Below are 26,526 nucleotides of genomic sequence, written 5' to 3'. Positions count from 1 at the left end.
GTCGTTATTTCAGGTTTTTGTTTTGTCATTTGCCGGGGCCGGGATCATCCAGCGCCAGAGTTTGTCGTCTTGCACCCGCCAGACCATGAACCAATGTTCCAGCAGGGCGAGGGCCGACAGCATCGACAACAGCGTGAAGCCGATGATGTCGCCTTGGTCCCCGGCCTGATACGCGCGCCACAGGCGTTCAAGAAAACAGCCCACCGCCAGCGCCAGAAGCGTGACAGAGGCCGGGAAAAACCCGCTGACCGGGCCGGGCCGGAAATAGCTGGCCAGATGCGCGAGCGGGGTCGGCAGGAAGGCCGTGTTGATGAAGGGCACGCCGAAGAACAGGTTCAGCTTGGCCGAAACCCGCGCGAAAAAGAGAAGCGCGAAGGTCCAGAGCGCGAAGGGGTTGGCCGCCCCCCACGCGGCAAAGGCGAGTGACACCAGCACCACGACCAGCACGGTTTCGTGCCACGCGACCGTGCCGAAAGCCGCGCGAAAGCGCGCGCCCGGGGCAAGGCCCACGGGGCAAACCCGCGTGTTCGGCCCGGTGATGATGCCCGACAGGAACGCCAGCTCCACCCAGCCCCAGATCGCAAGCGCCGATAGAAAGGCAAACCAAGCGCCTTGCGGGCTGGGGTCGGCAAGCGTTGCATTCACCCCCAGGACGCCCGCGGCGAACAGGGGCAGCGACAGGATGACCGACCAGACATGGCTGTCCGGCCCGCCCCGGTCGGCCGCGTGCACGCGCCACAGCAGAATGCCGGTCGCGAACCACCACAGGAACAGCGCGGCAAGGGCAGCGATCCAGGGTGTGTCGAACATGCGCTCTCCTGTCGGGGTTGGGTAGGGTGCGTGCTCAGCACGCACCCTACGCGGCGTCAGTAACTTGGTTCCAGCCGGACCGATGCCGGCGGGGTCGATTTCTTGACGGGCAGCAGATACAGCCGCGCAAAGCCAAGCCCGGCGCTGGCCATGCCCGACCAACGGGTCAGGGTGCCGGAAATGCCGCCGCGCTTCGTGCCCTCTTCCACCTTGCGATAGGCGCGTTCGATCTTTTTCAGCGTCGGCAGCCACGCGGGGTGGTCGATGTCCAGCTCCATCGGGAAGACCTGTTTCGCGATCTCGCCGGTCTTGCGGAACACCTCTTGGTCATACCAGTCGATATCGACCCCCAACGCCTTGTGGAATTCGGGCCGTGCATGGTCGCGCACATACATCGTGGCGAACACGGCGGTCAGGAAGAACCGGATCCACAGCTTGTTGGCGAAGCTCTCGGTCAGCTTCGGATCGGTGCGCATGAGAAGCGCAAAGGCTTCGCCATGGCTGAACTCGTCATTGCACCATTCGCGGAACCACTTGAAAATCGGGTGGAAGCGCTGGTCTGGGTGCGCTTCCAGATGGCGGAAGATGGTGATGTAGCGCGCATAGCCGATCTTTTCCGACAGGTAGGTCGCGTAGTAGATGAATTTGGGCCGGAAATAGGTGTATTTCTTGGCCTTGGTCAGAAAGCCCAAATTCACCGCCACGCCTGCTTCGCGCAACGCGTCATTGATGAAACCCGCATGCCGCGCCTCGTCGCGGGCCATGTAGTTGAACAGCTCGCAAATATCGGGGTTGTTGCCGCGGCGCTTCATCTCCTTGTACAGCACGCAGCCCGAGAATTCGGCGGTGCAGGACGACACCAGAAAGTCGATGAATTCGCGCTTCAGCCCCGGCTCCATCCCGTCCCAATCGACCGCGTCCCAGTCCTCGTTCTTCTTGAAATGGCCCTTGTTGGGGTCCGATTTCATCTGGGCGATCAGGATGTCCCACTCCTTGCGAACGGGGGTCACGTCGATGCGGTCCAGCTCGTCGAAATCGGTGGTGTAGAAGCGCGGGTTCAGCAGGGTCGATTCCTGCGCCATGGCATTGGTGTCGAAGCGATCCGCCATTTCGGCGTGCAGCTCGTCATGGGTTGTGGCGTGCATGTTCATAGGGTGATCTCCTCCGAGAATGAGAACTCGCAGAGTTCCATGAATTCAAAATCGCCGGTCATCCGCGTCCAGAGCCGTTCCAGCGCATTGGCGCGGGTGATGACGGCGGTGCGGTCCTCGGATATGACTTCGCCCCAGGCGGCCAGCACGGGCGGGCCTTGCACCAGCACTTCGTCGCCGGGATGGATGACAGAGCCGTCGTTGAACCGCACATGCGCGTGCAGCGCTTCGAACCGGTGGCTGACCTCGACGGTGCAGGGCACCTGTTCGACCTTTCGAGAGAAGAGTGACATTTCTGGATTCCCTTTGTTTTTTATGGGCGGGGTCGTCTGGGTCGTTTCAGTATTCTGCAAGCATCCGCTCGAACGCGGCGAGGTTCTCTGGCCCGAAAACCGTCAACTCGACCCGGTAATCGGTCAGCGGGTCGATCGCGGCCAAACGGCCATTCTCGAAACGGATGACATCGACGGGCAGGGACGGGTCGATGCCGTGGCGACGGCGCATCGTCATCAACCCATTCTGGATGACGGTGACGAAACCGCCATGATCCATGTCAGCCAGAACCGTGCCATCTTCGCGCAGCACGGTCACGGCCTGCGCGTCTTGTCCGATCATTCGCAGCGACCATTGCTCGACAATCGGGGCATCGGCGGGGGTGGCGGCAATCTGGCGCCCGGTGACGCTGGCATAGGTCACAAGCGCCAAGGATACGGCCACCAGCGCGAACATGGCGCGGATCAGGCCGATGGGGATCATGTCATTGTTGTCGTTGCGCTTGAAGCCGGGTTTGAAGCCGCTGTTATCGGTGCTGGACATGGGTCTCGCTCCTTACTCGGCGGCGACCAGATCGCCTTGCGGAGCGGTCTGGGGCTGTTTGCGTTCAAGGGTGGGCTGGCTGATGCGCGCCTCTGCGGCCTCTGCCAGGATACCGGCCACGCGCGCGGCATCGGGAATGCAGCGCAGCGCGGGCTTGGTCACGCGCACATGGCCGGGGCGCAGATGCGGCCAGAGGATGAGGTAGGAGAATTTCGTCTCGCCCAGCGTTTCCAGCGCGATGGTGCCCACGCCATTCTTGCGCAGGCGCAAATCGGCATTGGCGATCTGGCGGAAGGGCAGGTTCAGCGTGACGGTCAGCGCCGCGCCGATGCGCATGGCCACGCGTGCAGTGGTGATGGTGTAGACCGTGCTGCGCGCCTGAACCCAAGCCATCGCCAGCAGCACCACCATGCCAAGCGCCCACAGGATGGTGTAGGGCAGGCCATAGGCAAAGGCGCCCGCCGCCCCGCTTTCCAGCGCGCCGACGCTGGCGCGCCAGCCGACGATCACCACGAAATAGGCGGTGATCCAGTTGACCTTGTAGGCCTCTTGCGCCAGCGCCCAAGTGTTGGGACGGCCCTGCCACAGGATGTGTTCGTGTTCGGGGGGGCGCTCGGGCAACCCCTTGACTGGTTCGAATGCGAAATCATCATGTGACATGGGCCGGTTCCTTGTTTTTATGGGTGGTCAGGGTCTCAGGCAGGGCTGTTCATGACCTGCTTGAGGGCCGCCATCTGGGTCATGCGCTTGTCGGCGGTATACATGTAGCCGCCCGCGACATAGGCAGAGACCTTCTCTTCCTCGAGCTTGGTGATCTGCGCGTCCGAGGCGAGCGTCGGAATGCCCTTGAAGCTTTCACTGTCCAGCGCATTCACGATCACGCGGTCGGATTTGATCTTGGCCATGGTCATCGGGACCAGACGTTTGCCGCCATCGTCGAGCGTGACTTCAAGGTAGCGCACCAGCTGTTCCGGCACGTCCACCCACATATCGGTCACTTTGCCCGGCGATTTGCGGTCATGGCACATCACCATCAGCCCGCGCGGGTCACGCCCGGCTGACACGGCGAATTCGCCCAGCTTCGCCATGGGTTGGATCTTGGCATGGCCATGGCCATCCAGTTCCGCCTCGTCGCGGCGCGCGGCCCATGCGGCCGGGCCAACACCGTCTTTCAGCGGGTCGCCCGTGGGCGCAAAGGGAAAGCCGCCCGATTGCGAGGTGCGCGCCAGTGCCAGATCGCGGGTCTCGCGCTCTGCATTGGGGGCAAGGTATTCGCCCCGGCCATGCGGGAGAAGGAATGTCTTGGGTTCAGGCACCGAGAGGTTCGACCCGGCAGGGCTGCCATCGTCGTTTTCCAGCGGGTAGCCTTCGCGCATATTCTCGCGCTGGATGTAGTAGATCAGCCCCGCGAAAAAGCCCCAGAACAGGTAGAGCGAGACGAGCGCCAGATCGAAATTGCCAAAGAATATCCAGCCATATGGGGTATCCATGGGTAGTCCTCCGTTTGGTCAGGTCGGAAAATCGGCAAGGCCGATCCGTTGGTTGCGTGGTTCGGTGGTCAGGATACGGGTGCGCACAAGCGGCCCGAGGATGGTCAGCGTCAGGAACAAAAGCCCGATTTCCAGGTGGTAGACGACGGAATAGCCGATATCGGGCGTCATCAGCCCCGCGCCCAGATGGCCGCCATCGGCCAGGGTTTGGACGGTATCGCGCAGGCTGCCCCCGATGATCGTGGCAAGGCCCGCCGCCGTGGCTTGCGCAGCGCCCCAGGCGCCAAGTGCCAGCCCCCCGCCGACAACGCCTCGGCGCGGCATTTCCATGGCCGCGGTCAGCGTGGTGACGGCGAACAGGCCCAAGCCCAGCCCGATGCCGAACGCACCCGCAAAGAACAGCGGCGCGAAATGCAACGGCCCGGCGAAGATGACGGCAGAAAAGGCGAAGATGCCGAAGAGCAAGCCCCGCCCTGCCAGCCGGAACGGGTCTGCGTCTTGCGTCAGGCCGCGCGCGGCCCAAAGGAAACCCAGAAGCGCGCCGACCGCCCAGACAGCCGTCAGCGTGGTCGTGGCCCCCACCGACAGGTCCAGCACATCGCCGCCATAGGGTTCTAGCAGCACGTCCTGCATGTTGAAGGCAAGCCCGCCCACGAAGACCACGGCCAGCAAGCGCCCGGCTTGCCCGCCCTTGATGTAGTCATTCCACGCATCGCTGAAGGACGGGCGCGGCGCGTCACGTTCATCGCGGCTCATCGGGCGCACGCGCTCTTGTTTCCACAGGGCCACGATGTTCAGCGCCAGCGTGACCACGGCACAACCCTGCACCACGCGGATCAGCCACAACTCGCTGAAATCGCGCAGCAAATAGCCCACGATCAGCGCCGAAATCGCCATGCCGGCCAGGTAGGTGACATATAGCAGAGCGACGACGCGCGGGCGGGTTTCATCCGTCGCCCGGTCCGCGGCCAGCGCCACCCCCGCGGTCTGTGTCATATGCAGGCCAAGGCCCGTCATCAGGAAGGCCAGCGCCGCCAGAACCTCGCCCGCGAAGGGCACGTCATAGACATTGTCGCCATTCAGCACGATCAGGGCAAACGGCATGACGGCCAGACCGCCGAACTGCCAGAGCGAGCCGAACCACAGGTAGGGAATGCGCTTCCAGCCAATGGCCGAGCGGTGGTTGTCGGACCGGAACCCAAGAAACGCCCGGAAGGGCGCGATCAACACCGGAAGCGCGATCATGACGGCCACAAGGCTGGCGGCCAGCGACAATTCCACGATCATCACCCGGTTCAGCGTGCCCAGCAGCAGAACCGTCGCCATGCCGACACTGACCTGGAACAGGCTCATCCGCCAGATCTGGCGCAGCGTCAGATCGGCGCTTGCGGCATCCGCGAAGGGCAGCCAATTGGCGCTCAGGTTCTTGATCGTGCCCTTGCCGATAATCATGGCCGCACCCTCAGACATTCCGAGATGTAGAAGCCCCGGCTGACGCGCCCGACGCGGTCCAGTCCTGCAACAGCCATGCGCCGCCAGTCATGCGGGATCATCACGGGCGAGCGGTCGGACCGGGGAAACACCTTGCCCGCGTTCCACATCGCCATCAGAAGCGGCGTGCGGGGCGCGACGGTGAACACGACCTGACCCGCACGCGCCGACAAACCGTCAAGCGCGGCTTCCAGATCGGGGCGGGTGTAATAGATCAGGCTGTCCATCGCGATCACATGGTGGAAATGGCCCAAATCGGCGGCCAGCATGTCGCCCGCTTTGAACGTCACACGGGCCCGCAGACCTTCGGGCAGGCGCGCCGCCGCGATCTCGACCAGCTTGGGAGAGATGTCGATCGCGACCACATCGGCCCCGCGCGCGGCAAGCTCGGCGCTCGCCGCCCCGGTGCCACAGCCCGCGTCCAGAACCCGCGCACCCGTCAGGTCACCCGGCAACTGCCCCAGCATCATCGCACGCATCGTGTCACGGCCTTCGCGCACGGTCTGGCGAATGCGGCTGACGGGCGCGTCCGATGTCAGACGCTCCCACACGCGCGTGGCCGTGCCATCGAAATAGCTGGCAACCCGGTGGCGCGTGGCGTCATAGCTCGCGCTGGAGGAAGCGGTGTCGCGCATCAATCGAACCCCAGCAATTCAAAGATCTCCCGGTCGGGCAGGGATTGCGGGTTCAGCTCGTCCTTGGTGCCCGTCAGCAGCGCATTGGCCAGCCGCAGGTATTCGGCGCGGCAGGCAAGGATGTCTTCATCCGCATCCATCTCGAACAGGGTCTTCTTCTTCAGGCGTGACCGGCGGATCGCGTCCACATCGGGCATATGGCCGATGCGCTTGAACCCCGTCACATCGCAGAAGCGGTCAACCTCATCGGTGGCTTTAGAGCGGTTGGCAATGCAGCCTGCCAGCCGGACCTTGTAATTGGCCGACTTCGCCTGCACGGCGGCAATGATCCGGTTCATCGCATAGATGCTGTCGAAATCATTGGCGGTGACGATCACGGCTTTGTCGGCATGCTGCAAGGGGGCGGCAAAGCCGCCGCAGACCACGTCGCCCAGCACGTCGAAAATGACCACATCGGTGTCATCCAGCAGGTGGTGCTGCTTCAACAGCTTCACCGTCTGGCCCACGACATAGCCGCCGCAGCCGGTGCCCGCGGGCGGCCCGCCCGCTTCCACGCACATCACGCCGCCCCAGCCTTCGGTCACGAAATCCTCGGGGCGCAGCTCTTCGGGGTGGAAATCCACCTCTTTCAGAATGTCGATGACCGTGGGTTGCAGCTTGCCCGTCAGGGTAAAGGTGCTGTCATGTTTCGGATCGCAGCCGATCTGCAACACGCGCTTGCCCATGCTGGCAAACGCCGCCGACAGGTTGCTGGACGTGGTCGATTTGCCGATTCCGCCCTTGCCATAGACGGAAAACACCGTGGCACCTTCTATCTTCTGGGTCGGGTCCAGATGCACCTGCACCGAGCCTTCGCCATCCTGCCCGTTCAGGCGCGGTATCTCGTCTCTGGGGCTCATGCTGTGTTTCCCTTCATCCTTGCAAAAATATCCCGGGGGTGCGGGGGCTGGCCCCCGCGTGCCGGGCTTGGCGATATGGCGGCGAGGTTGCTCATTCGGCGGCAATCCCTTCCACGCGGTCTTCGATCTCGTCGGCGGCATCCTGCAACGCGGCCAAGGTGGCGGCGTCGGGTTGCCAGTAATTTCGTTCACTGGCCTCGATCAGCCGTCCAGCCATCCGGGCGCTGGCTTGCGGATTCAACTCGGACAGGCGCTTGCGCATCGCCTCATCCAGCACGAAGGTCTCGGACAGGCGCTGGTAGACCCAAGGCTCGACCGTCCCGGTCGTGGCCGACCAACCGAGTGTATTGGTGATCTGCGCTTCCAATTGGCGCACGCCTTCGGCCTTGTGCTCCAAGAGCGCTTCGTAAAACTTCGGGTTCAGCGCGCGCGAGCGGGTTTCCAGCGCGATCTGGTCTTTTAGCGTGCGCACCTGTCCCGCGCCGCGCGTCTGGTCGCCGATATAGACGGGCGTATCCTGCCCGCCGCGCGCGCGCTTCACGGCGCGAGCAATGCCGCCCAGCGTGTCGAAATAATGGTCAACCGTGGTCACGCCCAATTCGACCGATTCAAGGTTCTGATACGCGCAATCCACGCGGGCGAGGGTGGCTTTCAGCAACTCCGGTTGCGCCACGGGCTTGCCGTTCACACCGTAGGCAAAGCCCTTACGCGCCTGGTAGGCGTCGGCCAATTCGTCCTCGTCCCCGAAGGTGGAACTGTCGACCAGCGCGTTTACATTGGACCCATACGCCCCTTCGGCGTTGGAAAAGACCCGCAGCGCGGCCTCTTCCAAGGGCACACCCAATTCCTGCGCGGTGGCCATTGCGTGCGCGCGGATGAAGTTCTGCGATGCCGGTTCCTCGGCCAGCGCCGCTTTCAGCGCGGCTTCGGCCAGAAGGCGCGTCTGCAGCGGCAGCAGGTCGCGGAAAATGCCCGACAGCGTCATCACCACGTCAATGCGCGGGCGGCCAAGTTCCGAGAGCGGGATCAGGTCCGCGCCCGACAGGCGGCCATAGGCGTCAAACCGCGGGGTCGCGCCAATGAGCGCCAAGGCCTGTGCAATCGGCCCGCCATCGGATTTGATATTGTCCGACCCCCACAGCACCATCGCCACGGATCGCGGCAGCGTCGGGTGCGCATCGAGCAGCTTTTGCGCCTGAACCTTGCCCTCGCGCAGGGCGAAAGCGGTGGGCATCCGGAACGGGTCGAAGGCATGGATGTTGCGCCCCGTGGGCACGATCTGGGGCGCGCGGATCAGGTCGCCGCCGGGCACGGGCGCGATATATTCGGCGCTCAGCGCGCGCATGATGCCGTCCAATTCGGCATCGCCCTGCAACGCCAGATCCATCGCCGCGCGGGTGTCATCGTCGCAATCGACCTGCGCCAGCAGGTGGGCGCGGGCGGCCGCGTCCATCTTGCGGCCCACGATGTGCAGGCCTTCGGGGATCAGCGCGTCTTCCAGTTCCAGCAGTTTCAGCCAAAGCGTGTCGGGCGCGCCCGTCATGTCCAGCGCGGCGGCCTGATCGGCGATCAGCGCTTCCAGATCGGCGCGCGTGTCGGCGTCGTCATCCCCGGCGGCGCGCCAGCGTTGCAGGCTGTCTTTCAGCTCTTGCAGGCCTTTATACAGGCCCGCATGGGCCACGGGTGGCGTCAGATGGGTGATCGTCACCGCGCCCGAGCGGCGCTTGGCGAGCGAGGCCTCTGACGGGTTATTGGCGGCATAAAGATAGATATTCGGCATCTCGCCGATCAGCCGGTCGGGCCAGTCGCGCGCGCCCATGCCCGCTTGCTTGCCGGGCATGAATTCCAAAGCGCCATGCATCCCGAAATGCAGCACCACATCGGCGCGGTAGGCGTTGCGCAGCCACAGGTAGAACTGGGTAAAGGCGTGGGTCGGCGCGAAGCCGCGCTCGAACAGCAGGCGCATCGGGTCGCCCTCGTAGCCGAAGGTCGGCTGCACGCCCACGAAGACATTGCCGAACTGGCGGCCCAGGATGAACACGCCGCGCCCGTCGGACTGGATGCGCCCCGGCGCGGGCCCCCAGACCGCTTCGATGGCCTTGAGCGGGGGACAATTGCGCACCATGTCATCGGCGCAGACATGGGCCGCGACATTAGCCTCTTGGCCATATTGGGCAGCGTTGCCCTTCAGGACCATCTCGCGCAGCGCGTCGACATTTTCAGGCACATCAAGGGTATAGCCCTCGGCCTTCATGCGGCTCAGGGTGTTGAACAGGCTCTCGAACACGCTGAGATACGCCGCCGTGCCCACCGCGCCTGCGTTGGGCGGGAAGCCGAACAGGACGATGCCCACTTTCTTTGCGGCATTCTCCTTGCGGCGCAGTTGCACCATGCGCAGCGTCTTTTCGGCCAGCGAGATGATGCGTTCATGGCAGGGCGCCATCTCGCGCGAGCCGGTGGTGACATTGCACCCCATGTGGCAGCCAGTGCAGGTATCGGCCCCGTGACGACCCGCGAACACCGTGGGGTTGGTCGCGCCGTCAATCTCGGGCAGGGCGATCAGCATGGTGGTTTCCACCGGCCCAAGGCCTGTGCCCGACCCGCCCCATTGGCCAAGCGTCTGAAATTCAAGCGGATGCGCGACCATATAGGGCACGTTCAACCCGGTCAGCGTTTCCACGGCGGCGGGGCTGTCGTTATAGGCGGGGCCACCGACAAGGCTGAAGCCGGTCAGCGACAGAAGCGTGTCGACCTTGCCCTTGTGATAGGCCTCTATCGCGGGACGGCCGTCCAAACCGCCCGCAAAGGCCGCGCGCACGGCAAGCCCCTTGGCTTCCAAAGCCCGGATGACGGCGTCGTAATGCGCGGTGTCCTTGGCCAGAACATAGGACCGCATCAAGAGCACGCCCACGGTGCCCACGGGCTGGGCGGGGCGCGGCAGCTCGGCCGGGTCGGTGGTGATCCGCTCTGGCAGGTCTGGGTGGTAAAGCCCCACTTCGGGGTAGTCGATGGGGGCGGCGGCCTTGATCTGTGCCCAGTCCTTGCGGCCCGAATAGCGCCCGATCAGGAAGCGCATCATGGATTCGATATTGTCGTCCGATCCGCCCAGCCAATACTGCATGGACAGGAACCACGCGCGCAGATCCTGCGCCTTGCCCGGCACGTAGCGCAGGATTTTCGGCAGGCGGCGCAAAAGGCTCATCTGCTTCTCGCCAGAGGCGGGCTTGGATTTGTCGCCGCCACCACGCAGCTTTTTCATGACCTTGGCGATGCCCGTGGCGGGCTTGGCCATGTCCAGATCGCCCATCTTGGTCAGTTTCACGATCTGCGGGTCGGAAATGACACCGATGAAGGCGTCACAGCGGTCGCGCGCGGCCTGCATTTCGGGCAGGCAGGCGAGGACGTGCTCTTCGATGAACAGAAGGTTCGCCACGACGATGTCGGCGGCATTGATCGCGGCTTTCGCGCGGGCGAGCGCGTCTGGGGTTTCGGCCCATTCGGCGGCCGCGTGGATGGACACCTCCAGCCCGGGGAAATCGGCGGCAAGGCGCGGGAGGATGCGCAGGGCCGGACCCGCCGCATGGGCGTCGAGCGTGACGACGACAAAGCGATACGGCTTGGGCTGGAGATGTGTGTTATCGAGCATAATGCGCCTTGGCCTCGTAGAGGGTGTCGACGGAAATCTCGTGCAGGCCCTTCTCGGTGGCGAAGGCCTCTGTGTTGCGCCGGGCCTTGCCGCGCACGAAGAAGGGGATCTTCTTCAACTCGCGCTCTGCGCAGGACAGCCAGACCACGTTTTCATGGGCGGCTGCGACCTGCGAAGGGGGGGCGTCCGCCGGGGGCATCGAGCCCCCGTCAGCCGCGGCCGCAGTCGCGGCGGGCGCACTGGCCGCGATCTCGCGCGGGGCATGGCCGCCGTGATGCGAAGGGCCTGCATCATCGTGGAATTCGAAATCCTCGCGGAACATGTGCAGAAGGTGCTCTTCTAGCCCCATCACGAGCGGGTGCACCCATGTGTCGAAAAGCACATTCGCCCCCTCGAACCCCATCTGGGGCGAGTAGCGGGCCGGAAAATCTTGCACATGAACGGGGGCCGAGATGACCGCGCAGGGAATGCCCAGACGTTTGCCGATATGGCGCTCCATCTGGGTGCCGAGGATCATCTCGGGTGCGGCATCTTCGATGGCGCGTTCGACATCGAGGTAATCGTCGGTGATCAGCGCCTCTAGGCCGAATTCACGCGCCAAGGTGCGCAGGGGGCGGGCCTGTTCGCGGTTGTAGCAACCCATGCCGCAGACCTCGAAGCCCATCTCGTCGCGGGCGACCTTGGCGGCGGCCATCACATGCGTGCCGTCGCCGAAGAGGAAGACGCGCTTGCCGGTGAGATAGGTGCTGTCGACCGAAGCGGCCCACCAGGGCTGGCGCAGGCGGCTTTCGTCCACGGGCAGGGTGGAGCTGGAGAGCGCGCGGACCTCTTCGATGAAGGCGCGGGTGGCATTTGCGCCGATGGGAATCGTCTTGGTGAAGGGTTGGCCGTGTTCCTTTTCCAGCCAGCGGGCGGCGGATTCGGCGCATTCGGGGTAGAGCAGCACGTTGAAATGCGCAGCCCCCATGCGTTTGATGTCGGCGGGCGACGCCCCCATTGGGGCCGCGACATTCACCTCGATCCCCATCTCGGACAGAAGGCCGGTGATCTCTGCCACATCGTCGCGGTGGCGGAAGCCAAGCGCGGTGGGGCCAAGGATGTTGCAGGTCACGCGCTCGGTGCGGGCCATGGGCGCGGCCAAGGCGCGGCAGATCTGCAAGAACGCCTCATCCGCGCCGAAATTTTCCTTGCGCTGGTAGCTGGGCAGTTCCAGCGGGATGACGGGCACACCAAGCCCCATCGTGTCGGCCAGACCGCCGGGATCGTCCTGGATCAGCTCGGCCGTGCAGGAGGCGGCGACCAGAAGCGCTTGCGGCTGGAAGCGGTCATGCGCGTCGCGGCAGGCGGTTTTGAACAGCCCGGCTGTGTCCGCGCCCAGATCGCGGGCCTGGAAGGTCGTGTAGCTGACGGGCGGGCGATGGTTGCGCCGTTCGATCATGGTGAAAAGAAGGTCGGCATAGGTGTCGCCTTGCGGCGCGTGCAGGACCATGTGCAGATCGCGCATGCCGGTGGCGACGCGCATCGCGCCCACATGGGGCGGGCCTTCATATGTCCAGACGGCGAGCTTCATGGCTGATACCCGGGGGCTGTCTGCCCCCGGACCCCCGAGGATATTTGTGCAAGGATGAAAGAGGCGGTCATTCGGCTGCCTCCAGGCGGTTGGGGTGTTGGCGGGCGAGGAGCTCTCGGCGGCGCAGGGGCCGGGCGAAGAGGGCTGCCAGATCGCCCGCCTGTTCGTAGAAATGGACGGGGGTGAAGACGAGTTCGATCGCCCATTTGGTGGCCAGCCCTTCGGCTTCCAACGGGTTGGCAAGTCCAAGACCGCAGACGGTAAGATCGGGGCGCGTGGCGCGCACGCGGTCGAGTTGCAGGTCCACGTCCTGCCCCTCGGAGATGACCGGGCCTTTGGCGATCAGGTCCAGTTCCGGGCCGTGCAGGTCGGCATGTAGATAGGGGGTGGAGATTTCTATCGCTTCCATCCCGCATTCACGGGTCAGGAAGCGCGCGAGCGGAAGTTCCAACTGGCTGTCGGGCATGAAGAAGATACGCTTGCCGCGCAGCGTGGTGGCCGCTGCGGCGATGGCTTTCTCGGCCCGTGCGCGGGGGGCGGCGACCACCTGATCGACCTTTTCCGGCGCGATGCCGAATTCGGCGGCCACGGCTTTCAGCCAGAGCGTGCTGCCTTCGGCGCCGAAGGGGAAAGGGGCGGCGATGCGCTTCGCGCCGCGGCGTTGAAGCGCGGCATGGGTTTCGCCCGCGAAGGGCTGGGTGACGGCATAGACCGTGTTGGGGCCGATGGCGGGCATGTCCTCTGCCCGGCGGGCGGGCAGGCAGCGCACGGGCACGATGCCGATCTGTGCCAGCAGGTCCAGCGCCTGATCCTCGACCACATCGGGCAGGGCGCCGACCAGAAGCAACTCGCGCGCCTGTGTTTCGGGCAAGCTGGGCACAAGGGCGGCAAGGCAGGCATCCTCGCCTTCGGTGAAAGTGGTTTCAATGCCCGAGCCCGAATAGTTCAGCACCCGCACATTCGGCCCGTGCTGCGCGCTCAGCCGTTCGGCCGCGCGCGACAGGTCCAGCTTGATGACCTCTGACGGGCAAGAGCCGACGAGGAAAAGCTGCTTGATGTCGGGGCGGCGTGCGAGCAGGCGGGCCACTTCGCGGTCGAGTTCGGCATTGGCATCGGCCATGCCGGCGAGGTCTTTTTCCTCCAGGATGGCGGTGCCGAAACGCGGTTCGGCAAAGATCATGACGCCCGCCGCCGATTGCAGCAGATGCGCGCAGGTGCGCGAGCCGACCACAAGGAAGAACGCGTCCTGCATCTTGCGGTGCAGCCAGATGATGCCGGTCAGGCCGCAAAACACCTCACGCTGGCCGCGTTCGCGCAGCACCGGCACATCGCGGCAACCCGTATTCAGGGGAGCGTTCATGCCGCCACCTCCAGCGTGCCGCCAAGGCGGGCCATGCGCAGCTTCCACAGGAATTGGCCGGCATTGATGAAATAGGTGATATAGGCCACCAGTGCGAGGATCATCAGGTCGGTCGGACCCATGGAGCCTGCGAACAGCGCGGTGATATAGATCGTGTGCAGCGCGATTACGCCGAAGCTGACCACGTCCTCCCAGAAGAAGCTTTCGGCGAACAGGTATTGGCCGAAGACCTCTTTCTCCCAGATCGCGCCCGTGACCATGATCGTGTAGAGCGCGGCGGTTTTCAGAACGACCGATACCGTGGCCGCCGTGTAGCCGTCGCCTGTCATAAGGTAGCGGATGACCAGCGCGGCAGAGACAAGACAGATCACCAGTTGAACGGGGGCCAGGATGCCCTGCACCAGCGTCCAGCGAGAGGCGTCGCGCCGGGCGCGCTGCTCTGCCGTGTAGAGGGGTTTGTGAGTCCGCGTCCCGCCCATCTGGCGTTTCCTTCTCGATTCCTTGAAGTGATGTTATCGCCCGGTTTGGCAAAGTGTCAATTAAAACTTACAACGCGGGAGCGATGCCTGAATTCTGGACATATGCGAAGAAAATTCGCGAGAGCCCTACAAAATCCCTTTATTTATTAGGCTTCAGAAGGGCTTGGTGTGCGATACGAGGCGCTTCCCGGATTCTGTGTAAGTTTCTTTTGACATTTTTGGGGCCAACTGCAACACTTGAGCCTAGGGATGCGTGACCCCGTTCGATCAAGGGTCGGGGCGCTGGCGCGACATGCGAGGGCAACGTGGAAGATCACGGCCAGATACAGCAGCACTATGCCGGCGCGCCGGTTGGCACGATCTCGCAATTCGCGCTGCGCGTTGTGTCGGAATTGCGCCGCAATGCCCGGATAGAGACCGGAGAGGCGCATCAGGACATCCTGAAGCTGGTCCTGTTCCATGCCGCCAACGGAGAGGCCGAGCCTTTGGCGCGCCTCTTCGTCGAGATGAAGCGGCGCGGGATCACCGCCGAGCAGATCATCGACATCTATTTCCCCGCCGCCATCGGCAAGATTGGCGATGACTGGCACGAGGGCGATCTGGACGTGTTGCAAGCCACGCTGTGCATGTCGCGGCTTCAGGTCTTGCTGCGCGAGCTTGGGCGGGCCTGGATGTCGGATTCCGCTGGCTTGCCAACCGGCCCGCGTATCTTGCTGGTCCTGCCCGGCGGCGAACAGCACACATTGGGCGCGATGGTTGCCGCCAACCAGATGCGCCGGATCGGCGTGTCGGTTCGGGTCTGTCTGGTTCCCAAACCCGCACTTCTGGCCGAGCAATTGGAAAATAACCGCTTTGACGCGGTTTTTGTCTCTGCCGCGAACCGTTCTTGCCTTGCGTCTTGTGCCGATTTGGTAAAGACAATTCGTAGGTTACCCGAAGGGGGCCTACCTATTGTGTTGGGTGGCGGTATATTGAGCGATATGCAGGACGACACGGGGCTCAAGGCACTTGCCAGCCATGTCGGTGCAGACTTGGCAACGTTGGACGTGACCAAGGCACTCGCAATGTGCGGCTTTAACAGCAAGGCGCAGGCGGCGGAATAGCCGTGGGTGTCAGCCCGTTACGGACCATGGGCAAGTGGCGTGAAGGAGCAAGTCGCACGTGTCGAATGATGGTGCCAATTTTCAGTCGGACGCGGCGGTTCCCATTCTGCGGGATCCCGTCGTTACTTCTGTTGTGGCCACGCTTTCGGATGTGTCGCTGGTGGTGGGCCATGATGGCAAGGTGCGCGCCGCCGTGGCCAAGCCCGAGTCGAGCTTTGCGCCCTTGGCCAAAAGCTGGGTGGGTCAGGATTTCGCGACCCTGATCGACGCCGATTCGGCCAGCCGCTTCCGTGATCGCTGTGCCGATCTTGCCGCGCGGGCTCAAAAAGGCGATCCGTCGCCGTTTCGCTGGGTGGAACTGGTGCACAAGGGTATCGGCAGCAGCGGCGTGCCGGTGCGTTATGCCATGCATTGGGTCAGCCAAAGCGAAGAAGTGCTGCTGCTGGGGCAGGACCAGCGCCCTGTCATGGAAATCCAGCAACAGCTGATGAATGCCCAGATCGCGCTGGAACAGGATTACGAGGCGCAGCGCGAGCTGGATACGCGCTACCGCCTGCTGATGGATTTCACTTCGGACGCGGTGGCGCTTGTGTCGGCCACGACCGGCATGATCGTGGACCTGAACTACAACGCGGCCTCGCTGTTTGGCGCGTCGCGCGCCGATCTGCTGGATACGCCTTTTGCTGAACGCTTTTCAGGGCGGCGGCGGGGCGAGCTGATGTCGGCGCTGTCCTCGCCGCTCGCGGTCGATTCGCCCGGCCCGGTAGATGTCGAGCTGAAAACGTCGCAGCGCCAGTTGCAACTGACCTCGAAACTGTTCCGCGCGGCGGGTGAACAACTGATCTTCGTGCGCCTGAGCGACCCTGAAATGGGGTCCGTGGCTGATGGCAAGCTGGTCGCCAACCTGCGCCAGTTGTTCTATCGCGGCCCCGATGCGATGGTCTTTACCGACCGCGACGGCAATATCCTGACCGCGAACGAAACCTTCCTGAACCTGACCGATGTGTCGAACCCCAGCGCCATTCAGGGCCGTTCGGTTGCCGATTTCCTAGCGCGCGGTGTGGTCGATCTGAAAGTGCTTCTGGAAAACGCGCAGCGCGCGGGCCAGTTGCGCATGTATTCCACCAAGCTGAAAACCGATTTCGATGCGACTGTGGCCGCCGAGATTTCGGCCACTTGGCTGGATGATCGCCTTAGCCCGGTTCTGGCGCTGGTGATCCGCAACGCATCCAGCGCCGCCGCGCGCCGGGGCGAGGCGGGCACCGCCGATGCCGATATGCGCGGCGTGATGGAACTTGTGGGGTCGAGCACGCTGAAAGACATCGTCGCCGAAACCACCAATGTGATCGAGAAGATCTGTATCGAGACGGCAATTGAGTTGACGCGCAACAACCGTGTCGCCGCCGCCGAGATGCTGGGCCTGTCGCGCCAGTCGCTTTACGTGAAGCTGCGCAAATACGATATGCTGTCGCGCGACGAGGACTGAGCGCGCTGAAAACCCGTTCGGGTTTGATCTGCGTCAATCAAAATAGTCATCACATGTGTCAACCTATGCTTACACATAGGGGAGCAAGGCCATGCGCATCGTTTTCATCCATCCCAACTACCATTCCGGCGGGGCAGAGATCGCGGGCAACTGGCCGCCCGCTTGGGTGGCCTATCTGACCGGCGCGCTGAAATCGCATGGCTTCGACGATATCCATTTCATCGACGCGATGACCAACCATGTCGGCCCCGACGATCTGCGCGCCAAGCTGATCGCCTTGCAGCCCGACGTGGTGGGCGCGACCGCGATCACCCCTTCCATCTATGAAGCCGAGGAATGCCTGCGCATCGCCCGCGACGCGGTGCCCAATGCGCGCACAATCCTGGGCGGCATTCACGCGACCTTCATGTTCCGGCAAGTGCTGTCCGAAGCGCCCTGGATCGATGTCATCGTGCGCGGTGAGGGCGAGGAAATCCTTGTCGCGCTGATACAGGCCATGGCGACCGGGCGCTGGCCCGCCGACCGCCACAAGATCAAGGGCTTGGCCTTTGTCGATGGCGGAGAGATCACCGCCACCGAAGCCGCGCCCACGGTCAAGGATCTGGACGGGATCAAGCCCGACTGGTCCATTCTGGAATGGGACAAATACATCTACATCCCGCTGGGTCGCAAAGTCGCCATTCCCAACATGGCGCGCGGCTGTCCCTTTACCTGTTCCTTCTGTAGCCAGTGGAAATTCTGGCGCGACTACCGCGTGCGCGACCCCAAAAAGGTCGTGGATGAGATCGAGGATCTGGTCGAAAACCACGGCGTGGGATTCTTCATCCTGGCTGACGAAGAGCCCTCCATCAACAAGAAGAAATTCATCGAATTCTGCGAGGAGCTGATCGCCCGTGGCCTGCCCGAGCGCATTCAATGGGGCATCAACACCCGCGTGACCGACATCATGCGCGACAAGGATTTGCTGGGCTTTTACCGCAAGGCGGGGCTGGTGCATGTGTCCTTGGGAACCGAGGCCGCCGCGCAGATGAAGCTTGATGTGTTCAACAAGGAAACCACCGTCGCACAGAACAAGGAAGCCATTCGCCTGCTGCGCGAGGCGGATATCTTCGTCGAAGCGCAATTCATCGTGGGCTTGGATAACGAGACTGCCGAGACGCTGGAAGAAACCTACCAGATGGCGTGGGATTGGCAGCCTGACCTTGCAAACTGGGCGATGTATACGCCTTGGCCTTTCACGCCGCTCTTTCAGGAATTGCGCGACCAGGTCGAGGTGTTCGACTATTCCAAGTACAACTTCGTGACGCCCATCATGAAGCCCGCCGCCATGACACGCGGCGCGCTGCTGGAAGGGGTGCTGAAGAATTACCGCCGCTTCTACATGAAAAAGGCGCTCTTCCATTACCCATGGCGCGGCACCGGCTACCGGCGCAAATACCTGCTGGGCTGTCTGAAAGCGTTCCTGAAGGCGGGCGTGCAGCGCCAGTTCTACGACCTTGGCAAGAATGGCTATTTCACCATGCGCCCGCGCGACGATCTGGATTTCGGCTTTGACATGACCCGCACCATTGCCGACGCGCAAATGGCCGATTGGGAAGATCACGCCGAGAAGAAGCGCAAGGCGCAGGAACGCCGCGACGCGCTGCGCGCCCAAGGCAAGGCGCGCGCCGAGCTGCGAAATGCGGTCAAGGCCTGCGGCGGCGGGACGGCGCAGATGGAGGATGTATCGCGCAGCTTTACCCTGCCCAATGGCGCCACCGCCACGCGGCAGGAACCGGCGGAGTAGGGGACATGACCGCCCTGACCAATGACGGGGCACGGATCGGGCCGAACGCGATCCTTCAGCATGTCCCTGTGCTGGACGCCACGATCGGAGAGCGCTTGCGCGGCGCGCTTCTCTATCGCGCGGGCGTGGCAGAGCCGCCCGCCGATGCCGGCATGTGGCCCGAAGCAGAGGTCGCGCGCCTGCACCATGCCGTGCGCCTGTTCCTGCCCGACCGCGCGCCCGCGATCCAGCGCGCGGCAGGGTTGGCGGTGGGCGACTATATCCTTGCGCACCGCATCCCCAAGCTTGCGCAGCGCCTGATCCGTGCCTTGCCCGCACAATTGGGGGCGCGGCTGCTGACCATGGCGATTGCCAAACACTCCTGGACCTTTGCCGGGTCGGGGCAGTTCCGGGTGCTGGGCTATGGCCCGCTGCGGGTGGAAATTCGCGACAATCCACTGGCGCAGCACGCCGCCGATGCGCCGATCTGCCATTGGCACGCGGCGGTGTTCGAGCGGCTTTACAGCGCGCTCGTCTGGCCGGATGTGCGCGTGGTAGAAGAGGCCTGCGCAGCCACCGGCGCGCCCGCCTGCCTGTTTCGGATCGCGCCCCGGGCTTGACCCGGGGCCTTGCGGCCCGCTTTTTCGGGTGTCAATCCTAATTTACACTTGCGCGACTCGCGACTGACAGGCAAGATTTACATATGACCGTAAGCGAAAGTATACAGCCGCGCCTGCCGCACCCCGCCGCCATGTTGGAGCTGATAAAGCCCATCACATGGTTCCCGCCCATGTGGGCCTATTTGTGCGGCATCATCTCTGTGGGTGTCTGGCCTGACAGCTGGGCGCTGGTGGTGCTGGGCGTGGCTTTGGCCGGTCCCATTGTCTGTGGCATGTCGCAGGCCGCCAATGACTGGTGCGACCGCCATGTCGATGCGATCAACGAACCAGACCGCCCGATCCCATCGGGCCGCATTCCGGGGCGCTGGGGCTTGTACATCGCGCTCGCGATGAGCCTTCTCTCCCTTGGCGTCGGCTGGTTGCTGGGCCCATGGGGCTTTGGCGCGACCGTCGTGGGCGTTCTGGCCGCCTGGGCCTATTCGGTCGAACCCATCCGCGCGAAACGCTCGGGCTGGTGGGGGCCGGGGCTTGTGGGCCTCAGCTACGAAGCCCTGCCATGGTTCACAGGCGCTGCTGTCATCGCCGCAGGCGCGCCAAGGTTCGAGATCGTGGCGATTGCGCTGCTCTATGGATTTGGCGCGCATGGCATCATGACGATCAATGATTTCAAGGCGATAGAGGGCGACCGCCAGATGGGCCTGCGCTCTCTCCCTGTCACGCTCGGGCCGGTGAATGCCGCGACCGTTGCGGGCACCGTCATGGTGCTGGCGCAGCTGATCGTGGTCAGCCTGCTGGTGATCTGGGGCAAACCGCTCCATGCGGCTGCCATTGCCGTGGGCATCGGCGTGCAGATCTGGGCGCTCGCCCGCTGGCGTACCGACCCCGCGCGCCTTGCGCCGTGGTTCAACGGCACAGGCGTTGGTCCCTATGTGCTGGGCATGATGATCGCCGCTTTCGCGCTTCGGGGCTTGGGCGGATGACGCTGAGCTGGGTCCAGATTTTCCGCCTTGGGCTGGTGCAGGCCGCGCTTGGCGCGATCGTGGTCTTGATGACCTCGACCCTCAACCGCCTGATGGTGGTCGAACTGGCGCTGCCCGTCGTTTTGCCCGGCGCGCTGGTCGCTTTGCATTACGGCGTGCAGATCACGCGCCCGAAATGGGGCCATCTGGCCGATCAGGGCGGCAACCGGACCCGCTGGATTATCGCGGGCATGGCGCTTCTGGCGCTGGGCGGGGTGGGGGCGACGCTGGCCATTCCGCTGCTGGAGAGCAATCTCGCGCTGGGTCTGGCCGTGTCGATCCTTGCCTATGCCGTCATCGGCCTTGGCGTGGGGGCATCCGGCACCTCGCTTCTGGCGCTATTAGCCACCGCGACCGCCGAACGCCGCCGCCCTGCTGCCGCCACCATCACATGGCTGATGATGATCGCGGGTATTGCAATCACGGCCATCACGGCGGGTAAGTTTCTGGACCCCTATAGCCACGGGCGGCTGTTGGCGGTGGTGCTGACCATTTGCACCGGCGCGGTTGCCGTCACCACCCTTGCCGTCTGGGGCATAGAGCGCCGCGTCATCGCCCGCCCCGCACCGCCCGAGCAAAGCTTCCGCGAGGGGATGCGCGAGATCTGGGCCGACCGCGCGGCGCGGCACTTCACCTTTTTCGTCTTCCTGTCCATGACCGCCTATTTCATGCAGGAGCTGATCCTGGAGCCCTATGCGGGCCTTGTGTTCAACTTCACCCCCGGCCAATCCACCCAAATGTCGGGCGCGCAAAATGGCGGCGTGTTCTTGGGCATGGTGCTTGTGGGCGTCGCCGCAACAGGCTTCCGTCTGGGCAGCCTGCGCGCTTGGGTCGTGGCGGGCTGCGGCGGCTCGGCGCTTGCGCTGATCGCGATTGCCGGGGCCAGCACTTGGGCCTTGCCGCTGGTGCCGCTGGTTGTCACGCTGGGCTTTTTCAACGGCATGTTCGCGGTCGCGGCCATCGGGTCCATGATGCAGCTTGCGGGCGAGGGGGCGGACAAGCGCGAAGGCGCGCGCGTGGGCCTGTGGGGCGCATCCCAAGCCATCGCGGCGGGCTTTGGCGGCCTTACGGGCGCTGCGCTGGTCGATCTGGCGCGCAGCCTGTTGCCCGTGGCCGATGCCTTCGCCGCCGTCTTCCTGTTTCAAGCCATCCTTTTCGTCGCGTCTGCCGCTTTGGCCGCGCGCATCATGTCAGCGCGCGAGACTGCCGCGCTCGTTCCGGGGGAATAACGCATGAGCTTTGATGTTTTCGTGGTGGGCGGTGGCCCTTCCGGCGCAACAGCGGCCGATGACCTTGCGCGCGCGGGCCACAAGGTCGCGCTTCTGGACCGCGACGGGCGCATCAAGCCCTGCGGCGGCGCGATCCCGCCGCGCGCGATTGCCGATTTCGACATTCCCGCGGACCAACTTGTCGCCCAGATCACCACCGCGCGGATGATTTCGCCCACGGGGCGCGCGGTGGATATTCCTATTGAAAACGGCTTTGTCGGCATGGTCGATCGCGAGCATTTCGACGAATTCCTGCGCGTGCGCGCGGCAGAGCACGGGGCAGAACGGCTGACGGGCACCTTCCTGCGTATCGAGCGCGACCGCGACGGAACCCATGTCGTCTGGCGCGAAAAAGCCACCAAGGAAGAACGGCGCAGCCTGACCAAGCTGGTCATCGGCGCGGATGGCGCGCGCTCAAACGTGGCCCGCGCCGAAGTGCCGGGGGGCGACAAGATTCCTTACGTCATCGCCTATCACGAGATCATCAAGGCACCGCCCGCCAATGCCAGCTACGACCCGGACCGCTGCGATGTGATCTATGACGGGCGCATCTCGCCCGATTTCTACGGCTGGGTCTTTCCGCATGGCAAAAGCTGCTCTGTCGGGATGGGCACAGAGCGGCCAGAGGCGGACCTGAAAGCCGCGACAGCCGATCTGCGCGCTATGTCGGGGTTGAGCGGTTGCGAAACCATCCGCCGCGAAGGCGCGCCCATTCCGCTGCACCCGATGGACCGCTGGGACAATGGCCGCGACGTGGTGCTGGCGGGCGATGCGGCGGGCGTGGTCGCACCCAGCTCGGGCGAGGGGATTTACTACGCCATGGTCGGCGGGCGCGTCGCGGCAACGGCCGCACAGGCCGCGCTCGCCTCTGGCAAGCCCAAGGATCTGGCACTGGCGCGCAAGCTGTTCATGCGCGAGCATAAAACCGTTTTCAAGGTGTTGCGCTCGATGCAGGATGCTTATTACAAATCGGATGATCGGCGCGAGCGCTTTGTCAGCTTGTGCCATGACATCGACGTGCAGCGCCTGACATTCGAGGCCTATATGAACAAGAAGCTCGTGGCTGCAAGGCCGCTCGCCCATGTGAAAATCGGCATCAAGAACCTGCTGCACCTGACGGGCCTTGTGCGCCCGAACTTCACATGAGCTGGCTGATCCCCGCATGGGAAGACGGCGAGCTGCGTCCGCTCGACAAGCTGGATGTGCATCGCCGTGGGTTGAAGCACAAGGCGATCAGCGTTTTCGTGACCGAAGGCGACCGCGTGCTGTTGCAACGGCGCGCGGCGCATAAGTACCACACGCCGGGCCTTTGGACGAATACCTGCTGCACCCATCCGCATTGGGGCGAATCCGATCTGGATTGCGCGCATCGGCGGCTGGAAGAGGAAATGGGCATCGTGGACCTGCCGCTGCACCATGTAGCCGAAATCGAATACCGCGCCGATGTGGGCGGCGGGCTGGTCGAGCATGAATTGGTGCAGGTCTACACCGCCCGCGCCATGCCCGACCTGAAAGTGGCGCCCAATCCCGACGAGGTGGATGATACCGACTGGATCAACCTAGCCGCGCTGAACGCGGTGCTGGAAACCTATCCCGACCGCTTCACGCCGTGGCTGCGCATCTACCTGCGTGACCATGCCGCGCAAATCTTCGGGCCGGAACTAGCCGCCGAAATGGCCGAGTCGCGCCTATATCACGAGCCCGCTCAGGCGAATTGAGGATTGCGCTGCCAGACCGACAGGTTCAGCGCGCCCGCGATCGTGACCCATAGCAGGTAAGGCGCGATCAAGGCCCCTGTGATCGTGTCGAGGGCCGTGAAACTGGCCAGTGTTGCCGCGACCGCGACCCACAGACAGCACAGGATGACAAAGGCCGCGCGCATCCGCTTCAGCCCGAAAAACACCGGCGACCAGAGCGTGTTGAACGCGATCTGCGCGGCCCAGAAGGCCAGCGCCTGTTGCGATCCGTCGATCTGCGCCACCCGCATGGCGGCATAGGACATGGAGATGTAGAGCGTGATCCAGACCAGCGGAAAGACGAAGCCCGGTGGCGTCCACCACGGTTTGTCCAGATCGCGATACCACTGATCGGGCTGGAACATGGACCCGGTCGCGCCCGCCGCGCCACAGGCGGCAAGGAAGGTCAGAAACAGCATCCAGTCCATGTCGGTCCCTTGCCTTTGCCCAGCTTCCGTCGTTGACCATGCCTGACCTAGCGGAGCGCCCGTTCCGGGCGCAAGCCTTTACTTGCGCGCCCCTGGACGGGGCGCATTAGGCGCGGCGTGGCCTGTTGAGAGATATATGTCAGGCGCTGCGCTGGTCCATGCCCGAATGCGCATTGCGCCGCGCCAAGTCTTGCGCGCGCAGCCGCGCAAGCGCGTCGATCAGCGTGTCCGAGCGGGTGGGCTGCGCTTGCCCGGCGGCCGCATCGACCAGGAAGGCCACTTCGGGCGCGGGCTTGGCGTAAAGCGTCGCCATGCGGGGCTGCACGGTGCTCAGCCCCGCGCGCAGGCCCGACAGGCCCAGCCAGCCCAGCTTGCGCATCTTGCCGGTATGCGCGCGCCCGGTGATGTTGTCATATCCGCGCCCGCGCACCGCCCCGCCAATGCCCGCATAGATATGACGCGCGGCGAAAATGCCGGGACGGCAGGCCAGCGGCAGGTCCGCGATACCCGGTTCGGCGCGCAGATAAAGGCGGTCGGCCTCGCGCAAGAGGCGCGCGGTCATGGCGCGGATTTCGGGCAAGGGCGCGGGGCGGCGCAGGAAGGCCGCCGGGTCGATCCCGGCCTCTGCGAACCAGTCGCGCGGCAGGTAGATGCGGCCCAGATCGGCATCCGCGCCCACATCGCGGGCGATATTGGTCAGCTGCATCGCCAGCCCCAGATCGCAGGCGCGTGCCAGCCTGTGGCGGTCGCGCACGCCCATGAGCACGCACATCATGACCCCCACCACGGCGGCCACGCGGGCGGAATAGTCCAAGACCTGCGAGAGCGTGTGATATTCGCGCTCTTCCGCGTCCCAGGCCAGCCCTTCCAGCAGCGCATCGGGCAGGGCGCGCGGCAGGGCATGGGTTTCGATCATGCGGGTGAAGCAACGGTCAATCGGGGCATTGAATGGACGACCGGCATAGGCGCGGTCCAGCCGCTCTTGCAGGTGCAACACGGCGCGGATTGGGGCGGCACCTTCATCAACCGCATCATCCGCCAGACGGCAAAAGGCATAGAGCACCAAAGACGGGTCGCGCACCTTGGCGGGCAGCAGCTTCGACGCCGCATGAAAGGACAGCGACCCGGTGCGGATTGCCGCGCGGCATTCGGCCAGATCGGCCTCGGCTGATGCCACCGCGGTCATTCGGCGGCCATGGGCAAGGGCGGGGCCATGGGGCGCGGCGCGTCGGGCACAAGCTGGCCCATCACCTCAGCCGTGCCGATCACGCCGGGCACGCCCGCGCCGGGATGGGTGCCCGCGCCCGCCAGATAGAGGCCCGGCAGTTCTTCGGACACGTTATGGGGGCGGAAATAGGCGCTTTGCAGGATGCGCGGCTCGATCGAGAAGCCCGCGCCCAGCGGCGAGAGATACCGGTCACGAAAGGTTTCGGGCGTGAAGACAAGGCTTTCGGTTACGCGGCTGGTCAGGCCGGGCAGCAGGCGCTCTTCCAGCATGGCCAGCATCTTGGCGCGGTAGGGTTCGGCTTCCACGGCCCAATCCACGCCATTGTCATGGCCCAGATGCGGCACAGGGGATAGCACATAGAACGTATCATCCCCATCGGGCGCGACGGAACTGTCGGTGACAGAGGGGCGATGTACATAAAGGCTCATGTCATCGGCCAGCCGCCCGCGAATGAAGATGTCCTTGATATGGTCGCGGTAGCGCGGCCCCACGACGATGGTGTGATGCCCCACATCGCGCCACATCTCGCGCGTGCCCCGCGTGCCGAAATACCACACGAAAAGACCCATCGACCAGCGCTGACGCTTGACCTTGGCATCGGTCCAGCGCTTGCGCGGGCGGTTGCGCAAAAGCCGCGTATAGGTGTGGCCCGCATCCGCGTTCGAGATGGTGATATCGGCATGAAGCTGGGTGCCGTCTGCCAGTCGAACACCCGCGGCGCGACCGTTTTCGACAAGTATTTCATCTACTTCCGTGGACATCTTGATGTCACCACCCTGATCGCGGATGACATTCGCCATGGCATCGGCAATCGCCTGCACGCCGCCCATCGCGTAATGCACGCCAAAGGCCGATTCCAGATGGCTGACAAGAATATACATCGACGTCACGCGAAACGGATCGCCCCCGATGAACAGCGGGTGAAAGGACAGCGCGAAGCGCAGGCGCGGGTCACGAACGCGGCGCGCGGCATGGGCATAGACAGAGCGGTCCGCGCGCAGCCAGACGAAGCGGGGCAGAACCTTTATCAACTCCCACAGCTCGTTCATGGGGCGGCGGCCAAGGTCTTCGTAGCCGAACCAATAGCGGTCCTCGGCATCGGACAGGAATTTGCGGAAACCGGGCAAGTCGCGAGGCGAGAGCGCCGCGACCTCTGCCTCTGTCGCGGCCTTGTCGGCGTGCAGGCGAAAGCTGGACCCGTCAGGCCAACGGATTTCATAAAAGGGTTTCATGGGGCGCAGCGTGACCTCGCGGTCGAAATCGCGCCCGCAAGCCGCCCATAGGTCGCGCAGGCCTTGCGGCACGGTCACGATGGTCGGCCCAAGGTCGAACCGGTGCCCGCCCATGGTAATGGACGACCCGCGCCCGCCCACGCGGTCCAGCTTGTCGATGACCGTGACATGGTAGCCCTTGGCCCCCAGCCGCATGGCGCTGGCCAATCCGCCCAAGCCCGCCCCGATCACGATGGCCCGCGAAGCTGCGTTAGAATCAGTCATGTCCGGTCCCCGTGCCGTTCTTCCGGGTCA

General features: G+C 64.2%; 24 protein-coding genes. 8 read left to right on the top strand and 16 right to left on the bottom strand.

The annotated features are described in order from the left end of the window. Positions 1 to 9: 9 nt before the first annotated feature. The 13 genes from puhE to bchF form a co-directional block, all read right to left on the bottom strand. The gene (gene puhE, locus J1C52_RS11070) at positions 10 to 810 is read right to left on the bottom strand and encodes a putative photosynthetic complex assembly protein PuhE (protein WP_227428007.1); all 801 of its coding nucleotides are present in this window, start codon (positions 808 to 810) and stop codon (positions 10 to 12) included. A gap of 56 nt (positions 811 to 866) precedes the next feature. Then, the gene (gene acsF / locus J1C52_RS11065; protein ID WP_370633261.1) at positions 867 to 1,961 is read right to left on the bottom strand and encodes a magnesium-protoporphyrin IX monomethyl ester (oxidative) cyclase; all 1,095 of its coding nucleotides are present in this window, start codon (positions 1,959 to 1,961) and stop codon (positions 867 to 869) included. Next, on the bottom strand, positions 1,958 to 2,254 hold the full coding sequence (locus J1C52_RS11060; RefSeq protein ID WP_227428006.1) for a hypothetical protein: 297 nt from the start codon (positions 2,252 to 2,254) through the stop codon (positions 1,958 to 1,960). The genes acsF and J1C52_RS11060 overlap by 4 nt, the downstream gene beginning before the upstream one ends. 46 nt (positions 2,255 to 2,300) lie before the next feature. Beyond that, positions 2,301 to 2,777 carry a photosynthetic complex assembly protein PuhC gene (puhC, locus tag J1C52_RS11055; RefSeq protein ID WP_227428005.1) on the bottom strand — a complete coding sequence of 159 codons (477 nt, stop codon included), beginning with the start codon at positions 2,775 to 2,777 and terminating at the stop codon, positions 2,301 to 2,303. A gap of 12 nt (positions 2,778 to 2,789) precedes the next feature. After that, positions 2,790 to 3,437 (bottom strand): photosynthetic complex putative assembly protein PuhB, encoded by a 648-nt coding sequence (gene puhB, locus J1C52_RS11050; RefSeq protein WP_227428004.1) that lies wholly within the window; start codon positions 3,435 to 3,437, stop codon positions 2,790 to 2,792. A gap of 35 nt (positions 3,438 to 3,472) precedes the next feature. After that, a complete protein-coding gene (puhA, locus tag J1C52_RS11045; protein ID WP_227428003.1) occupies positions 3,473 to 4,267 on the bottom strand; it encodes a photosynthetic reaction center subunit H in 795 nt (264 codons plus the stop codon). Positions 4,268 to 4,285: 18 nt separating this feature from the next. Beyond that, positions 4,286 to 5,719, bottom strand: a complete 1,434-nt coding sequence (locus J1C52_RS11040) for a PucC family protein (RefSeq protein ID WP_227428111.1) — start codon at positions 5,717 to 5,719, stop codon at positions 4,286 to 4,288. After that, entirely contained in the window at positions 5,716 to 6,393 is a 678-nt protein-coding gene (bchM, locus tag J1C52_RS11035) for a magnesium protoporphyrin IX methyltransferase (RefSeq protein WP_227428002.1), read from the bottom strand. Before bchM ends, J1C52_RS11040 begins: the two co-directional genes overlap by 4 nt. Next, on the bottom strand, positions 6,393 to 7,292 hold the full coding sequence (bchL, locus tag J1C52_RS11030) for a ferredoxin:protochlorophyllide reductase (ATP-dependent) iron-sulfur ATP-binding protein (protein ID WP_227428001.1): 900 nt from the start codon (positions 7,290 to 7,292) through the stop codon (positions 6,393 to 6,395). The genes bchM and bchL overlap by 1 nt, the downstream gene beginning before the upstream one ends. Before the next feature lie 91 nt (positions 7,293 to 7,383). Beyond that, entirely contained in the window at positions 7,384 to 10,938 is a 3,555-nt protein-coding gene (locus J1C52_RS11025; RefSeq protein WP_227428000.1) for a magnesium chelatase subunit H, read from the bottom strand. Beyond that, positions 10,928 to 12,508, bottom strand: a complete 1,581-nt coding sequence (gene bchB / locus J1C52_RS11020) for a ferredoxin:protochlorophyllide reductase (ATP-dependent) subunit B (RefSeq protein WP_227427999.1) — start codon at positions 12,506 to 12,508, stop codon at positions 10,928 to 10,930. The genes J1C52_RS11025 and bchB overlap by 11 nt, the downstream gene beginning before the upstream one ends. A 67-nt stretch (positions 12,509 to 12,575) precedes the next feature. Beyond that, positions 12,576 to 13,868: a ferredoxin:protochlorophyllide reductase (ATP-dependent) subunit N gene (locus J1C52_RS11015; protein ID WP_227427998.1), complete on the bottom strand. Its 1,293-nt coding sequence runs from the start codon at positions 13,866 to 13,868 to the stop codon at positions 12,576 to 12,578. Continuing rightward, positions 13,865 to 14,347, bottom strand: a complete 483-nt coding sequence (gene bchF / locus J1C52_RS11010; protein WP_227427997.1) for a 2-vinyl bacteriochlorophyllide hydratase — start codon at positions 14,345 to 14,347, stop codon at positions 13,865 to 13,867. Before bchF ends, J1C52_RS11015 begins: the two co-directional genes overlap by 4 nt. Positions 14,348 to 14,652: 305 nt before the next feature. On the opposite strand from bchF, the gene J1C52_RS11005 reads away from it, so the two are divergent. The 8 genes from J1C52_RS11005 to idi all read left to right on the top strand — a co-directional run bounded on the left by J1C52_RS11005 (position 14,653) and on the right by idi (position 23,326). Then, a complete protein-coding gene (locus J1C52_RS11005; RefSeq protein WP_227427996.1) occupies positions 14,653 to 15,450 on the top strand; it encodes a cobalamin B12-binding domain-containing protein in 798 nt (265 codons plus the stop codon). Positions 15,451 to 15,508: 58 nt separating this feature from the next. Then, complete coding sequence (gene ppsR, locus J1C52_RS11000; RefSeq protein WP_227427995.1) at positions 15,509 to 16,936, top strand: transcriptional regulator PpsR; 1,428 nt, start codon at positions 15,509 to 15,511, stop codon at positions 16,934 to 16,936. A 91-nt stretch (positions 16,937 to 17,027) separates the two neighbouring features. After that, positions 17,028 to 18,722 carry a magnesium-protoporphyrin IX monomethyl ester anaerobic oxidative cyclase gene (gene bchE, locus J1C52_RS10995; RefSeq protein ID WP_227427994.1) on the top strand — a complete coding sequence of 565 codons (1,695 nt, stop codon included), beginning with the start codon at positions 17,028 to 17,030 and terminating at the stop codon, positions 18,720 to 18,722. A gap of 5 nt (positions 18,723 to 18,727) precedes the next feature. Further along, entirely contained in the window at positions 18,728 to 19,321 is a 594-nt protein-coding gene (gene bchJ / locus J1C52_RS10990; RefSeq protein WP_227427993.1) for a bacteriochlorophyll 4-vinyl reductase, read from the top strand. Positions 19,322 to 19,404: 83 nt separating this feature from the next. Further along, complete coding sequence (gene chlG / locus J1C52_RS10985) at positions 19,405 to 20,301, top strand: chlorophyll synthase ChlG (RefSeq protein WP_227427992.1); 897 nt, start codon at positions 19,405 to 19,407, stop codon at positions 20,299 to 20,301. Beyond that, a complete protein-coding gene (locus tag J1C52_RS10980) occupies positions 20,298 to 21,569 on the top strand; it encodes a BCD family MFS transporter (protein WP_227427991.1) in 1,272 nt (423 codons plus the stop codon). The genes chlG and J1C52_RS10980 overlap by 4 nt, the downstream gene beginning before the upstream one ends. A gap of 3 nt (positions 21,570 to 21,572) precedes the next feature. Beyond that, positions 21,573 to 22,754 (top strand): geranylgeranyl diphosphate reductase, encoded by a 1,182-nt coding sequence (locus tag J1C52_RS10975; RefSeq protein WP_227427990.1) that lies wholly within the window; start codon positions 21,573 to 21,575, stop codon positions 22,752 to 22,754. Beyond that, entirely contained in the window at positions 22,751 to 23,326 is a 576-nt protein-coding gene (gene idi, locus J1C52_RS10970; protein ID WP_227427989.1) for an isopentenyl-diphosphate Delta-isomerase, read from the top strand. The genes J1C52_RS10975 and idi overlap by 4 nt, the downstream gene beginning before the upstream one ends. On the opposite strand, the gene tspO is transcribed toward idi, so the two are convergent. The 3 genes from tspO to J1C52_RS10955 form a co-directional block, all read right to left on the bottom strand. Next, on the bottom strand, positions 23,314 to 23,772 hold the full coding sequence (gene tspO / locus J1C52_RS10965; RefSeq protein WP_227427988.1) for a tryptophan-rich sensory protein TspO: 459 nt from the start codon (positions 23,770 to 23,772) through the stop codon (positions 23,314 to 23,316). The genes idi and tspO overlap by 13 nt on opposite strands. 139 nt (positions 23,773 to 23,911) lie before the next feature. Next, complete coding sequence (crtB, locus tag J1C52_RS10960; protein WP_227427987.1) at positions 23,912 to 24,958, bottom strand: 15-cis-phytoene synthase; 1,047 nt, start codon at positions 24,956 to 24,958, stop codon at positions 23,912 to 23,914. After that, entirely contained in the window at positions 24,955 to 26,496 is a 1,542-nt protein-coding gene (locus J1C52_RS10955) for a phytoene desaturase (protein ID WP_227427986.1), read from the bottom strand. Before J1C52_RS10955 ends, crtB begins: the two co-directional genes overlap by 4 nt. Between the last annotated feature and the right edge of the window lie 30 nt (positions 26,497 to 26,526).

The organism is Roseibaca sp. Y0-43 (assembly GCF_020667835.1).
Classification (GTDB): Bacteria; Pseudomonadota; Alphaproteobacteria; order Rhodobacterales; family Rhodobacteraceae; genus Roseinatronobacter.
This window is presented reverse-complemented; position numbering and strand designations above follow the sequence as displayed.